Genomic DNA, 14,402 nt, shown 5'->3' on the forward strand with positions numbered 1-14,402 from the left:
ACCGAGCGCCGGCTTGAGCACGGACGACTCCTAGAATCGATCGCATGACGGCCCCGCCCGCGCGTTCGAACCTGCCCTGGCGGCGCGGTGTCCCGGGGCCGTCGGGACGGGCGGGGTGGGCCGGCGCGGCGACGCTGCTGATCGCGCCCTCGGCCCGCGCCGCCGAGCTGCCGGTGCCGGCGGGCGGCGCTGCGATGGCCCTGCTGCTGCTGGGCGCGGCCCTGGCGCTGGTGGCGGCACTCGCCGGCCTGAGCTGGCAGCGGCGCCGCCAGGCCGACGTGGCCGGCCTGCGCGCCGAGCGGCTGCGCGTGCAGCGCCTGCTGGCGCTCGTCGACGGCGCGCTGTGGCGCACCGACGCCAGCCACCACGTCGTGAACCTGCGCCCCGCGGCGTCGGGCGATGCGGCCTCGCTGCCGCCGGCCGTCGGTGCGCCCCTGTGGCAGTTGTTCGATGCCGCCTCGGCCGAGCGCCTGCGCGAGCGGCTGCAGGCGCAGGCCGCCTTCGACGGCCTCGACCTGGCCCTGGCCGGCGTGTCGCAACGCTGGCGACTGCGCGCCCTGCCCTGCCACGACGACGCCGGTCGCTTCGACGGCTTCGAGGGCAGCGCCGTGCCCGTCGAGCCGGAACCCGCGGTGCCGCTCGTCGAGGCCGCGCTGCCGTCCACGGCCGGCGACGAGGCGGCCGCCTTCGGCTACACCGTGTCGCACGACCTGCGCGCGCCGATCCGCGTGGTCGAGGGTTTCACCCGCATCCTGAAGGAAGACTACGCGCACCTGCTCGACCGCGTCGGCAACGACCACCTCGAGCGCGTGCTCGGCGCAGCCGCGCGCATGAACAGCATGATCGACGCGCTGCTGGCGCTGTCGCGCCTCGGCGCGCAACCGCTGGCGCGCCAGTCGGTCAACCTGTCGCAGCTGGCGGCCTACGTCATCGAGGACCTGCGGCGCCAGTCGCCCGAGCGCCGCGCCGAGGTCATCGTCGCGCCCGGCCTGCAGGCCGCGGGCGATCCGACGCTGCTGCGCGTGGTGCTCGAGAACCTGCTGGGCAACGCCTGGAAGTACAGCGGCCAGCGCAGCATCGCCACCATCGAGTTCGGGCGCATCGCCCACGAAGGGCGCAGCGCCTACTGCATCAGCGACAACGGCGCCGGTTTCGACATGCGCTTCGCCGACCGGCTGTTCGGCGTGTTCCAGCGACTGCACAGCAGCAGCGACTTCCCCGGCACCGGCGTCGGCCTGGCCTCGGTGCGCCGCATCGTGCAGCGCCACGGCGGCGAGATCTGGGCCGAGGCCGAGCCGGATCGCGGCGCCCGCTTCTACTTCACCCTGCCCGGCTGATTCAGAGGCTGGCGGGCGCGGAGAGCAGCTCGACCGCGGCGAGCATGCGCTCGCATTCGGCCTCGATCGTGCGGCCCTGGCTCTCGGCCAGCTTGCGCAGCTTGTCCAGCGCCGGGGCGCGGGCCAGCGAGTAGCGGTGCATCACGACGCCGATCGCGATCGCCACGACGTCGGTCAGCGGATCGCCGTGCACGGCCAGCGGTTCGTTGGCGGGCCGCGCGGCGGCGCGCAGCCGCGCGAAGGCGGCCTCGACCGCCGGCACGATCTGCTGCATGTCGACCGGCTTGATCAGGTGGTCCAGCGCGCCCAGCGCCTGCACCTGCGCCACGGTGGCGGCATCCGAGAACGCCGACAGGAACATGAAGGGCACGGCGCCGTGGTCGCGCAGGTAGGCGGCGACGTCGAAGCCGCTCTTGCCTTCCATGCGGATGTCCAGCAGCGCGAGGTCCGGGCGGCGCTCGCGGGCCTGCAGGATGGCCTCGTCGCCGTTGTCGGCGTCGATCACCTCGTAGCCGGCCTGGGACAAGCCGTGCGCCAGGGTCGCCAGCACCAGGCGGTCGTCGTCGACGACCAGGATCTTGCCTTTGCTTCCCATCGAACGCCCCGGACCGCCTGTTGTTGTGGCACCGATTCTCGATCAGCCCCCGCCGCGCGCAAGCGGGCCGACCCGCCCTCCGTGGCGGCCCGGCATCAGGGCCGGCCGGATCTCACGCCGGCGTGCCCAGCCGCGTCAGCCCGGGCGGCCGCAGCGTCACGCTCGCGAGCACGCGCCCGCCTTCGCCCGTCAGCGTCAGGCTGGCGCTGCGGCGCGGCAGCAGCGCCCGCACCAGGCCCAGCCCGAACACACCGGCGCCGACGCGGTCGAGGCTGAAGCCCTCGGGCAGCCGGCCGTCGTTGCGGATCTCGATGCGCACGTCGTCGGGGCCGGCGACCAGCGTGCAGTCGACCGCGCCGTCGGCACCGTGCTTGAGGGCATTGCCCAGCAGCTCGTTCAGCGTCAGCGCGACCGGGATGGCCTCGGCCTCGGGCAGCGCCCATTGCGGCGCCTCCGCCGGCTCGTCGGGCAGCCGCACCGCGATGGTCCGACCGCTGCCGCGCGACAGCCCCGCGGCGATGGCCTCGACCAGGCTCGCCAGGCGCAGCGGCCCGCGGCTGCCGACCTGCAGGCCGTAGACCTGCGCGATCGCCTGCACCTGGCCGACCGCCTCCTGGATGGCCGGGGCCACCTCGGGCTGGCGCTGCGCGATCTGCGTCAGCAGCCCGGCCACGCCCTGCAGGTTGTTCTTGATGCGGTGGTGCACTTCCTTCACCAGCATCTCGCGCTGCGCGATCTCGGCCTGCAGGCGTGCCGCCTCGGCGGTGCGCTGCTCGGTGACGTTGCTCGCGACCTGCAGCACCGCGTCGGGCGGCTGGCCGGGCTGGGCCAGCGGCAGGTAGCGGGCGTCCCAGACCTGGGTCTGGCCGTCGCGCTCGTAGCGGTACTCGCGGCGCGTGACCTCGCCCTCGCGCCCGGCGGCCAGCGCGGCGCGCAGGTCGTCGACGATCAGGCGGCCTTCGACCGGCAGCGGCAGTTCCTCGGGCCGCCGGCCGACGATCTGCTCGGCCGGCAGGCCGATCACCTCGGCGGCCACCGCGTTGACCTGGCGCAGCGCGCCGCTGCCGGCGTCGAACAGCGTGATCGCGACCGGCGACATCTCGATCACGCGCTGCAGCGAGGCCTGGGCCTGCAGCGAGCGCGCCTCGGCCTCGCGCCGCCGGTCGATGTCGAGCAGCGCGTAGGTCAGCTGCGGCTGTTCGGCGTCGCCGGTCGCGACCGCGTTGCCGACCACCCAGAAGGCCCGGCCGTCGCGCGCCTGCACGCGGCACTCGAAGCTCGCGCCCGACGGTTCGATCGGCAGCGCCGGCGCCGCCAGCTGCGCCGGCGCCCGCCGGAACGGGTGCTGCGCCTCGGCCGTGGCGACACAGGCCAGCGGCTGGTGATGGAAGTCGGCCAGGTCGCCGCCGAACATGCGGCGCGCCGAGCGGTTCATCCACTCGATGCCCAGCGGCCCGACGGTGACGATGCCGACGAAGACCGAGTCGAGGATGGCGCGCGTCATCTCGGCCTGCTGGCCCATCGCGGCCTCGGTGCGCTCGCGCTCGCCGGCCAGGCGCTCGAGCTCGCCCTGCTGGCGCTTCAGGCGCGAGATGTCGGACAGCACCGCGACGACCTCCTGCCCGGGCCCGACCGGGCCGATGCGCCGCGCCGACAGCGCGATCCACTGCGGCGGCCGGTCGGGCAGCAGGATCTCGACCTCGGTCTCGTACAGGCCGGCGTCGGCCAGCGCCTGCTCGGCCTCGTCGACCACCAGGCGCGCCTGCGGCTGGGCGGCGAACAGCTCGCGCACGCTGCAGCCGGCCACCGCGCCGGCCGCGATGCCGAGCATGCGCTCGAAGCGGCGGTTGCAGCGCACCAGCATGTTGCCGCGCAGGTAGGCGATGCCGGCGGTGGAACTCTCGAGGATGCTCGACAGCTCGCGCAGCAGCTCCTCGCTGCGCGAGCGGTTGCGCTCCTGTTCGGTGACATCGAGCGTCACGACTGACGCCGCACTGCCCTCGCGCGGCTCGATGCGCGTCAGCAGCCAGCGCGTGCCCAGCTGCGGATGGCGCACCGCGTAGCGCGCCTGCACGGCCTCGCCGGCGCGCAGCGCGGCCTGCAGGCGGTCGAAGGCCGGCAGCGAGTCGGCCAGGATCTGCTCGCGCGCGACGTCGTGCACCGCGACCTCGACGCCGGCCGCGTCGACCAGCGCGCCCAGACGCGCCTCGGCCAGGTCCAGCGCCTGCTCGGCGCTCAGGTCCTCGACCACGGCGATGTAGCGCGGCTCGCCGCCGCCGGCCTCGGTGCAGCGCACGCGCGCGCGCAGGTGGCGCGTCGTGCCGCGCGGTGCGGCCATCCAGCCGCGGCGCTCGAGCGCGTCGCCGCCCGGCTGCAGGTCGTCCAGGCTGCCCGGCCCCTGCCAGCCCAGCAGGTCGCGCAACGCCGACGGCGCCTCGCCCAGCAGCACCGGCACGCGCCCGACCAGGGCCTCGAACACCGCGTTGCTGCGCAACACCAGGCCGGCGCCGTCGAAGGCCAGCATGCCGACCGGGCTGAGATCGAACCACTGGTCCAGCTCGCGCAGCGAGCGCTCGGCGCGGGCGCGCGCGGCGTGCTCGGCGGTGCAGTCCTGCATCACCGTCAGGCGCAGCAGGCGGCCGTCGGGCGCGACCGCGTTGCGGCGCGCGCCGCGGTACCAGCGCTCGCGGCCCTGGCCGTCGATCAGGCGGCGCTCGACCAGCGGCGGCAGGTCCGTCGTCTCGTGGTCGTAGGCCAGCTGCTCGCGCGTCGCCTCCCACAGGTCCAGGTCCTCGGCCGGCACCAGCGCCAGCGGGTCCAGGCCCAGCAGGTCGGCGCGCGTCACGCCGATGTAGTCGACGAAGGCCTCGTTGACGTCGACGATGAGATAGGACTCGTCCTGCAGCACCGCCGGGAAGGGCGACCGCCAGTACAGACGCTGCAGTTCGGCCAGCGGCTGGCCGCGCAGCGGCAGCAGCGGGTCGGCCGCGAACGACGGCAGCGGCAGCTTCAGCACCCAGCGCTGGTTGCTGAGCGGGCTCAGCGTCAGGCCGGGCAGCGGCGCCACGTCGGCGTCGGCGCGGCCGTCGAGCACGGCGTAGACCCACTCGAGCAGGTCGTCGTCGAGCCGCGGCAGCAGCGTGGCCAGCGGCAGCGCCGGCTCGCACTGCCAGTGCGACAGCGCCGCCGTGTTGGCATAGCGCACCCGCGACTCCGGATCCAGCACGACCAGCGCATCGCTCAGCGTGTCGAGGAAGTCGTGCCACAGGGCCACGGGGTCGCCCGATGCGCCGGTCGGCAAGGGGCTGGCAGCGAGCGTGGCGGTGAGCAAGGGCTGGTTCTCCGGCTGCATCTCGCTGACTTCGAAGGCACCGAGTTTAGGGGCCGGCGTGCAATCCGTCACGCTCCGCGGGGCCCGGCCGTGCGCGCCACGCACATGCCGCAGCGCGCCCGCGCCCCGAGAAAAGCACGGTCCCGCCGCCGCTTTTCCCGCTCAAGTTTGCAGGCTGGCCCGGAAGAATCGGGCGCCAAGGATCCCTCCTCTGTGACCCCCCCATGGCCGACCAAGGCGCCCAAGACCGCAACCTGCCCGCCTCGCCCCGCAAGCTCCAGAAAGCTCGCGAGGACGGGCAGCTGCCGCGTTCGCGCGACCTCGGCCACTTCGGCGCGGTGGCGGCCGGCATCGCGCTGCTGGCGGTGATGGCGCCGTCGGCGCTGGGCTGGCTGACCGCGCTGCTGCAGCGCGGCCTGCGCTTCGACGCCCAGACGCTGTCGACGACCGCCAGCATGGGCGAGCGCTTCGGCAGCTTCGGCGGCCAGTTCCTGTGGGCCGTGCTCCCGGTCGGCGCGGTGACCATCCTGGTCGCGATGGCGACCGGCTTCGCGATCGGCGGCTGGAACTTCACGACCAAGCCGCTGATGCCCAACTTCGGCAAGCTCAATCCGCTGACCGGCCTGCCCAAGCTGCTGTCCGCCGACCGCCTGATCGACACCCTGCGCAGCTGCCTGCTGGCGCTGGTGCTGGGCACGGTCGGCGCCTTCTACCTGGCGCGGCAGATGCCGGCCTTCGCCGCGACGCTGGAGCTGCCGCTGCCGGCGGCCATCGCCCAGGCCGGCAGCGACGTGATGTTCGGCCTGCTGCTGCTGGCGCTGACGCTGGCCGGCTTCGCCGTCGTCGACGTGCCGCTGCAGCGCTTCCAGCATGCCAAGCGCCTGAAGATGAGCCACCAGGAAGTCAAGCAGGAACACAAGGAACAGGAAGGCAACGTCGAGGTCAAGAGCAAGGTCAAGGCGCGCATGCGCGAGATGGCCAACCGCCGCATGCTCGCCGCCGTGCCCAAGGCCGACCTGGTCGTGATGAACCCGACCCACTACGCCGTCGCGCTGAAGTACGACGAGGACAAGGGCGGCGCGCCGCGCGTCGTCGCCAAGGGCGCCGACCTGATGGCCATGCGCATCCGCGACACCGCCAGGGCCGCCGAGGTGCCGGTGCTGCAGGCCGCGGTGCTGGCGCGCGCGCTGTACGCCCACGCCGAGCTCGACCGCGAGGTGCCGGTCGCGCTGTACGGCGCCGTCGCCCAGGTGCTGGCCTACGTCTACCAGCTGCGCGCCGCGCTCGCCGGCCAGGTGCCGATGCCCGGCGCCCTGCCCGAGCTGCCGGTGCCTGCAGAACTCGATCCGCACAACCAGCCCAACGCCGCCGGAGCCGCCGCATGAACCCCCTGCTTGGTCAACTGCAACGCTGGCTCGGTCCCAACGCCCGCGCCATCCGCAGCCTCGCGGTGCCGATGCTGGTGCTGATGGTGCTGGCGATGATGGTGCTGCCGCTGCCGCCGCTGCTGCTGGACCTGCTGTTCACCTTCAACATCGCGCTGGCGCTGATGGTGATGATGGTCGGCGCCTACATGGTGCGGCCGCTGGACTTCTCGGCCTTCCCGGCGGTGATCCTGCTGACCACGCTGCTGCGGCTGTCGCTCAACGTGGCCTCGTCGCGCGTGGTGCTGCTGGAGGGTCACACCGGCCCCGGCGCGGCCGGCGCGGTGATCGAATCCTTCGGCCACTTCCTGATCGGCGGCAACTTCGCGGTCGGCATCATCGTCTTCGCGATCCTGGTGGTCATCAACTTCATCGTGGTGACCAAGGGCGCCGAGCGCATCGCCGAAGTCGGCGCGCGCTTCACGCTGGACGCCATGCCCGGCAAGCAGATGGCGATCGACGCCGACCTGAACGCCGGCCTGATCGACGAGAAGGAAGCCAAGCGCCGCCGCGCCGAGGTCGGCAACGAGGCCGAGTTCTTCGGCTCCATGGACGGTGCCAGCAAGTTCGTGCGCGGCGACGCGATGGCCGGCATGCTGATCCTCTTCATCAACGTCGTCGGCGGCTTCGTCATCGGCGTGGTGCAGCACGGCCTGACGGCCGGGCAGGCGGCCGACAGCTACATCCTGCTGGCCATCGGCGACGCGCTGGTGGCGCAGATCCCGGCGCTGCTGATCTCGGTCGCCGCGGCGATGGTGGTGTCGCGCGTCGGCAAGGAAGAAGACGTCGGCGAGCAGATCCTCGGCCAGATGTTCAAGACCTCGAAGTCGGTCGCGATCGTCGCCGGCGTGATCGGCCTGCTGGGCCTGATCCCGGGCATGCCGCACTTCGTGTTCCTGCTGATCGGCGGCCTGCTCGGCTGGCTGGCCTGGTGGATGCACCAGCGCGAGCAGCGCGCGAAGCACGCGCCCGCCCCGACCGCCGCGGCCGGCCCGGCGCCCGACGCCGAGGCCAGCTGGGACGACCTGCAGCCGGTCGACACCCTGGGCCTGGAAGTCGGCTACCGCCTGATCGCGCTGGTCGACAAGGACCGCCAGGGCGACCTGCTGGCGCGCATCAAGGGCGTGCGCCGCAAGTTCGCGCAGGACGTCGGCTTCCTGCCGCCGGCCGTGCACATCCGCGACAACCTCGAGCTGCGACCCAGCGTCTACCGCCTCACGCTGCGCGGCGCGGTCATCGGCGAGGGCGAGGCCTTCCCCGGCATGTTGCTGGCGATCAACCCCGGCCAGGTGGCGACGCCGCTGCTCGGCAACACCACCACCGACCCGGCCTTCGGCCTGCCCGCCACGTGGATCGAGGAGCGCCAGCGAGAAGCGGCGCAATTGGCCGGCTATACGGTGGTTGATTGCTCGACCGTCGTGGCGACCCACCTTTCACACTTGATGCAAGTAAATGCAGCTCGCCTGCTGGGCCGCGTCGAGACGCAGCAGCTGGTCGAGCATGTGACGAAGTTGGCACCCAAACTCATCGAAGACGTGGTCCCCAAGATGGTCCCGATCGCCGCGCTGCAAAAGCTCCTCCAGCTCCTGCTGGAAGAGGGCGTGCACATCCGCGACATGCGCTCGGTGATCGAGGCGCTGGCCGAGCACGTCGGCACCAACGCCAACCTCGCCAACGACCCGCAGGAGCTGGCGCGCCGCATCCGCGTCGCGCTGGCCCCGTCGATCGTGCAGCAGATCTACGGCCCGGTGCGCGAGCTCGACGTGATCGCGATCGAGCCCGAGCTCGAGCGCCTGCTCGCCCAGGCCCTGAGCTCGCCGCACGGCCCGGTGCTGGACCCCGGCGTCGCCGACACCCTGACCCGCCACGCCGCCGATTCCGCCAAGCGCCAGGAAGACCTGGGCCACCCGGCCTGCCTGCTGGTGCCCGACGCGATCCGCGCACCGATCGCCCGCCTGCTGAAGCGCGCCGCGCCGCGACTGCGCGTGCTGTCGCACAGCGAGATCCCTGACACGCATTCGATCCGCATCGGTTCGATCATTGGAGCAGCCGCATGAACGTCCAACGCTTTACGGGCCGCACCTCGCGCGAGGCGATGCAGAAGATGCGCAAGGCGCTCGGCGACGACGCCGTCGTGCTGTCCACCAAGCCCTGCTTCGAAGGCATCGAGATGCTGGCGATGGCGCCGGGCGCGCTGGCTGCGGTCGAGGAACACGCCGCGTCGCGCTTCGGCGAGTCGCGCTTCCAGGAATCGCGCTTCCCCGAGTCGCGCTTTGCCGAGTCCCGCTTCCCCGAGTCGCGCCTGCCCGAGCCGGCGGCCGCCGCCAAGGCCCCGGCCAAGGCGCCCGCGACAATGACCGAGGTGCAGCAGGACGCCGAGCAACTGGCGATGAGCACCCTGTCCTTCCAGGACTACGTGCGCGACCGCATGCTGCGCAAGCGCGAAGCCGCGATGCGCGCCGACGAGCGCACCGAGCCGACGCTCGCCCCGCCGCAGGCCGCCACGCTGCGCGCCGCGATGCAGGCGCCGGTCCACGCCCCGAGCTTCGACACCGACCCGGCCGCCGTGCCGCAGGCGGCCCAGCGCCCGGCGCCGGCCCGCCGCGCCCCGCCGATGCTGCAGGAAGAAGTCGCCTACGCCCGCCCGGCGCCGGTGGCTGCGCCCGCCGCCGCGCCGGTCTCGGCCGCCGCCCCGGCGCTGCGCGAGGCCCAGGCCGATGCCCAGATGCTGTCCGAGCTGCGCTCGATGAAGGGCCTGATCGAGGAGCGCTTCGGTGCCCTCGCCTTCATGGAGAAGCTGCAGCGCCAGCCCGCGCAGGCGCGCCTGACGCAGAAGCTGCTGGAATGCGGCTTCTCGCCGGTGCTGATCCGCAAGCTGGTGGCGGGCCTGACGCCCGAGGTGATCGACGAGAACACCTGGGCCGCCGACATCCTGGAACGCAATCTGATGACCGGTGAGCGCGAGCTGCCGATCGAGGACCAGAACGGCGTCTTCGCACTGATCGGCGCCACCGGCGTCGGCAAGACCACCTCCACCGCCAAGCTGGCCGCCGCCTTCGCCACCCGGCACGGCGCGTCCAACCTCGGCCTGATCACGCTCGACGCCTACCGCCTGGGCGCGCACGAGCAGCTGCGCGCCTACGGCCGCATCCTCGGCGTGCCGGTGCACACCGCCCACGACCGCAGCGCGCTCGAGGACCTGCTCGACCTGCTGTCGGCCAAGAAGATGGTCCTGATCGACACCGCCGGCCTGGCGCAGCGCGACGCGCGCACCAAGGACCTGCTGGACATGCTGGCCCATCCGTCGATCAACCGCCTGCTGGTGATCAATGCCGCCGCGCAGGGCGAGACCATCGACGACGTGATGACGGCCTACCGGGCGTCCACCTGCCGCGGCGTGGTGCTGAGCAAGCTCGACGAGGCCGTCAAGCTGGCCCCGGCCCTGGACGCGGTGATCCGCCACAAGCAGAAGGTCGTCGCCATCGCCAACGGTCAGCGCGTGCCCGAGGACTGGCACCGCCTGTCGGGCCAGGCGCTGGTGCACCGCGCGCTGCGCGCGGGCGGCAGCCCGGCCTACCACTTCGACGCCGACGAGATGAACCTGGTGTTCGCCGCGCCGCAGCGCGTGCGCCGCGCACCGGCCACCGCGGCCCGCGCCTGATCGCGCTCCCGGCTTCCTGCCCCTGCCCCCGACGCCGCCCTCCGCGCCATGTCCCACGCCTCCCGTCCCGTCCGCCCCGCCACCGACAGCTGGTTCAACCAGCTCGACGAGCTGCCGCCCGGCCCGGCCACGCGCATCACCCCGCCTCCGGTCGACCAGGCCCAGGGCCTGCGTCGCCTCTTCACCAGCCACACGCTGCGCTGCATCCCGATCGTCTCCAACCCGCTGATCGCCTTCGGCGGATCGCTGCTCGAGCGCCTGTGCACCGCCTACGCCGAGCTCGGCCTGCGCACGCTGGTCGTCGATGCGGGCGAGAACGCCCGCGCGCCGGTCGAGCTGGCGAACTTCGACCTCGCCGAGGGCGTCGAGATGCTGAGCTCGCAGGTCAGCTACCTGGCCGCACGCGGCCTGCCGCTGCGCTACGTCGATGCCAGCGGCTCGACCTCCGCCTTCCTGGACGCCGTGGCCGAGGCCGCGCCCGACACCGACGTGCTGCTGGTCCACGCCAGCGCCTCCGACCTGGCGCGCCTGTTCGCGCGCCGCGTGCAGGAGCTGCAGGCCCATCTGCTGCGCCCCGTCGTGCTGTGCGACGAGCAGGCCGACAGCGTGACCCATGCCTATGCCGCGATCAAGCTGCTGGCCATGCGCGCCGGCCTGATGGCGCACGACCTGCTGCTGAGCGCGCCACCCGAGTCCGAACGCGCCGCCCGCGTGGCCGAGCGCCTGGCGCGCTGCGCCGACGACTTCCTGGGGGCCGTGCAGCACGACTGGGTCGCCGTCGACCCGGCCGAGGCCGCCACCGACGCCCCGAGCCTGCGCCTCAAGCGCCTGGCGCGCGAGCAGCTGGCCTGCGCCCTGCCCCAGCCGCTGAGCGACAGCGCCTTCGCCGCGCTGACGACCGAAAGCGACGGCCTGCGCAGCGTGCTGCCCGCGCAAGGCCCGCGCCACGCCGACCGCATGGCCTGGTCGCGCTGAACCGAATCCGTCCCGAAACGAACGACGCCCCGCCAGGAGCCCCGTCATGTACACCGCCGCCGGCCGACTCGATACCAACGCGACGCTCAAGCAATACAGCCCGCTGGTGAAGCGCCTCGCGCACCAGATGATTGCCAAGCTGCCGGCCAACGTCGAGATCGACGACCTGATCCAGGTCGGACTGATCGGCCTGACCGACGCGATGACGCGCTTCGACAGCGCGCAGGGCGTGCAGTTCGAGACCTTCGCCACCCAGCGCATCCGCGGCGCGATGCTCGACGAGCTGCGCGGCAGCGACTGGATGAGCCGCGGCAACCGCAAGCAGCAGCGCGAGATCGAGACCGCGGTGCACAAGCTGCAGCAGACGCTGGGCCGCGCGCCCAGCGAGGGCGAGATCGCCAGGCAGATGGGCCTGTCGCTCACCGACTACCAGGAGCTGCTGGGCAAGGTGCGCGGCACCCAGCTCGTCTACCTGGAAGACATGTCCGGCGACGACGGCGATGCCGACTTCCTGGACCGCCACGTCGCCGACGAGAACGAGAACCCGCTCGCCCGCCTGCAGGACCAGCGCATGCGCCTGGCCCTGATCGACGCGATCAAGACCCTGCCCGAGCGCGAGCAGTTCGTCATGAGCATGTACTACGAGCAGGACATGAACCTGAAGGAGATCGCGGCCGTGCTGGGCGTCACCGAGTCGCGCGTGTGCCAGCTGCACAGCCAGTCGATCGCCCGCCTGCGCGCCAAGCTGCGCGACCACTGACGCGAGCCGGGGTCCCCACATGCTCAAGCTCTTCAGCAAGAAGGCCGCGCCGGACGTCCAGGCCGAGGCCGCGCCCGTGCAGGCCGCGCCCGACCTGCGCGGCGCCGTCCAGTCCATCGCCCAGCAGGCCTCGCACCTGGGGCGCGACGCCGCCGAGGTGCGCGGCCTGATCGACGACAGCAACCAGCTCAACCAGCGCCAGACCCAGGCCGTGCAGGCGCTGGGCAGCCAGCTCACCGAGGTGCAGCGCGCCCAGGGCAGCATCGCCGGCACCACGACCGACAGCCTCAAGGCCGTCGAGCGCGCCCGCGCCGCGGTGGCCCAGGTCGGCAGCGAGGTCGGCGGCATCGTCGAGACGCTGCGCCAGGTGGCCGCGGCCGCCGGACAGATCACGCAGATCGCGCTGCAGACGCGGCTGGTCGCCTTCAACGCGTCGGTCGAGGCGGGTCGTGCCGGCGAGGCCGGTCGCGGCTTCGCGGTCGTGGCCGATGCGGTGAAGGACCTGTCGGCCAAGGTCGAGGCGTCGTCCAAGCAGATCATGAGCACCGTGGCCGAGCTCGACACGCGCGTCGGCGCGCTGGCGCGCGAGATCCAGGTGCGCGAAGGCGGCGAGCAAGGCGCCTTCCACCGCGCGCTGGCCGAGGTGCAGGGCGGCGTCGGCAGCATCAGCAGCGCCGCGCAGCAGAGTCGCGCCATCTGCGATGGCCTCAACGAGCAGATGGCCGCCATCGACCGCGAGATGCAGCGCGCCAGCCAGACCCTGGCCGGTGCCACCACGCGCAGCGAAGCCTTCCTCAAGGTCAGCGAGAAGCTCATCGAGGTCGTGGCCGACTGCGGCATCGACACCGACGACACGCCTTACATCCGCGGCGTGCAGGACGCGGCCGGCCAGATCTCCAAGCTGCTGGAAGACGCGCTGCGCACGCAGAGCATCGGCCTGGCGGACCTGTTCGACGAGAACTACCAACCGATGGCCGGCACCAACCCGCCGCAGCACACCACGCGCTTCGTCGCGCTGGCCGACCGCCTGTTCCCGCAGGTGCAGGAGCGCATGCTGGGGCTGAGCAGGAAGGTCGTCTACTGCATCGCCGTCGACCGCAACGGCTACGTGGCCACGCACAACCAGCAGTACTGCAAGCCGCAGCGTCCCGGCGACCTGACCTGGAACACCGCCAACAGCCGCCATCGCCGCGTCTTCAACGACCGCACCGGCCTCGCGTCGGCGCGCAACCAGCGCCCCTTCCTGCTGCAGACCTACCGCCGCGACATGGGCGGCGGCAACTTCGTGCTGATGAAGGAAGCGGCGGCGCCGATCGTCGTGAAAGGCAAGCACTGGGGCGGGGTGAGGCTGGCGTTCCAGTTCTGAGCGGGGCTGCGCCCCACTCTCGCGCAACGGCGCCCTGCGGGGCGCCGTTTGCTTGTGGGCGTACAGCGGTGGTTCGGCTAGTTCGGCGTTTCAACGAAACCGATACAAGCTCCAGGTCCGCTCGAGCGAGGGGTTAGCCTCCCGGAGGGCAGCGGTAAGTGCTGCGTATGCTTCATTTGTCTTGGTTTCTTTCGTGAGTAGCCCATGGAACGAGGAGGCAGTGATGACGTACTGATGGTCAAGGAACTCGTTGGTAACGCCCTTCTCAGGCAGAGAGTCGAATCCTCCTCGCGCGAGCCAGCCCATGCAGTACCAGACGTTGAGAAAGATGTATCGAGAGTAGACGGGCTGCTGCTTCAGATACAGGCGGGCCTTGTTGCTGTCCACGTTGCGATCTAGAAGGACTCCGTATGCGATATCAGCCCAAAGCGTACGGGCGATCCGCAGATACTCGGTGGGCTCTACCTGATTGGCACGCATGCGTTTCTGAATCGCAGCGGGAATCGAGCTGTCAATGCCTTCTATGAGGCCGGCAAGTTGGAGCTTGTTCTCGGGGTGATTGAGGTAGTCAGCATGTAGGGATGCCCGCTGTGACTCGGGTTCGTCGCGGATTCTCTGAATTGCCTCGTTCTCTTCTCCTGTTGCTACCCAGGCAAGAAGGCGCCTGATGAATGCAGTGGCAACAGGGAACATCATCTGCTTGGCGGCGGAGCGATGAGTCCGAAGTTCGACTCCGAGAGCGCTATTGACGGAGTGAGCTGCGTGGACTCGTTGCGGCGCGCGGGACAGAGTTGAGAGCGACTGTTTGAGGGTGCGTTCCCACTCCGCGCTCTTTGTCATCTCTAGAAACGCGAGATCTGGCAGGACGAAGTGCGTCTGAGGGTCATGATCCACTAGGTTAGGGAACGTCTGCACAACGCGCCGCGCGGTGCAGTTTGGAGCGACGTGATGGC

Annotated in this window: 10 protein-coding genes; 7 read left to right on the forward strand and 3 right to left on the reverse strand. The window is 71.8% G+C overall.

Annotation, left to right across the window (positions count from 1 at the left end; translation table 11 throughout):
- Positions 1–44: 44 nt before the first annotated feature.
- Positions 45–1,337 (forward strand): ATP-binding protein, encoded by a 1,293-nt coding sequence (locus tag QZV97_RS14185; protein ID WP_295643298.1) that lies wholly within the window; start codon positions 45–47, stop codon positions 1,335–1,337.
- A 1-nt stretch (position 1,338) separates the two neighbouring features.
- Here the strand turns inward: QZV97_RS14185 and QZV97_RS14190 are convergent, their stop codons facing one another.
- Together QZV97_RS14190 and QZV97_RS14195 are read right to left on the reverse strand one after the other, a co-directional pair.
- Positions 1,339–1,932, reverse strand: coding sequence for a response regulator (locus QZV97_RS14190; protein ID WP_295643301.1), 594 nt, complete (start codon positions 1,930–1,932; stop codon positions 1,339–1,341).
- Positions 1,933–2,044: 112 nt separating this feature from the next.
- Positions 2,045–5,284: a PAS domain S-box protein gene (locus QZV97_RS14195; RefSeq protein WP_295643304.1), complete on the reverse strand. Its 3,240-nt coding sequence runs from the start codon at positions 5,282–5,284 to the stop codon at positions 2,045–2,047.
- A 203-nt stretch (positions 5,285–5,487) separates the two neighbouring features.
- Here QZV97_RS14195 and QZV97_RS14200 point away from each other — a divergent pair, with 203 nt between their 5' ends.
- Genes QZV97_RS14200 through QZV97_RS14225 form a run of 6 tightly spaced genes read left to right on the forward strand, consistent with a single transcriptional unit; the run spans position 5,488 to position 13,449 of the window.
- The gene (locus tag QZV97_RS14200) at positions 5,488–6,648 is read left to right on the forward strand and encodes a flagellar biosynthesis protein FlhB (protein ID WP_295643307.1); all 1,161 of its coding nucleotides are present in this window, start codon (positions 5,488–5,490) and stop codon (positions 6,646–6,648) included.
- Positions 6,645–8,744: a flagellar biosynthesis protein FlhA gene (gene flhA / locus QZV97_RS14205; RefSeq protein ID WP_295643310.1), complete on the forward strand. Its 2,100-nt coding sequence runs from the start codon at positions 6,645–6,647 to the stop codon at positions 8,742–8,744. The genes QZV97_RS14200 and flhA overlap by 4 nt, the downstream gene beginning before the upstream one ends.
- Positions 8,741–10,348, forward strand: coding sequence for a flagellar biosynthesis protein FlhF (flhF, locus tag QZV97_RS14210; protein ID WP_295643313.1), 1,608 nt, complete (start codon positions 8,741–8,743; stop codon positions 10,346–10,348). The genes flhA and flhF overlap by 4 nt, the downstream gene beginning before the upstream one ends.
- Positions 10,349–10,396: 48 nt before the next feature.
- A complete protein-coding gene (locus QZV97_RS14215; protein WP_295643316.1) occupies positions 10,397–11,323 on the forward strand; it encodes a flagellar biosynthesis protein in 927 nt (308 codons plus the stop codon).
- A gap of 46 nt (positions 11,324–11,369) precedes the next feature.
- Positions 11,370–12,083, forward strand: coding sequence for an RNA polymerase sigma factor FliA (locus tag QZV97_RS14220; protein ID WP_295643319.1), 714 nt, complete (start codon positions 11,370–11,372; stop codon positions 12,081–12,083).
- A 19-nt stretch (positions 12,084–12,102) separates the two neighbouring features.
- Entirely contained in the window at positions 12,103–13,449 is a 1,347-nt protein-coding gene (locus QZV97_RS14225; RefSeq protein ID WP_295643322.1) for a methyl-accepting chemotaxis protein, read from the forward strand.
- Between the two features lie 90 nt (positions 13,450–13,539).
- Here QZV97_RS14225 and QZV97_RS14230 read toward each other — a convergent pair.
- On the reverse strand, positions 13,540–14,402 hold an 863-nt coding region (locus tag QZV97_RS14230), incomplete at its 5' end, for a hypothetical protein (RefSeq protein ID WP_295643325.1).

It is taken from the genome of uncultured Methylibium sp., from assembly GCF_902826655.1.
GTDB lineage: Bacteria > Pseudomonadota > Gammaproteobacteria > Burkholderiales > Burkholderiaceae_C > Methylibium.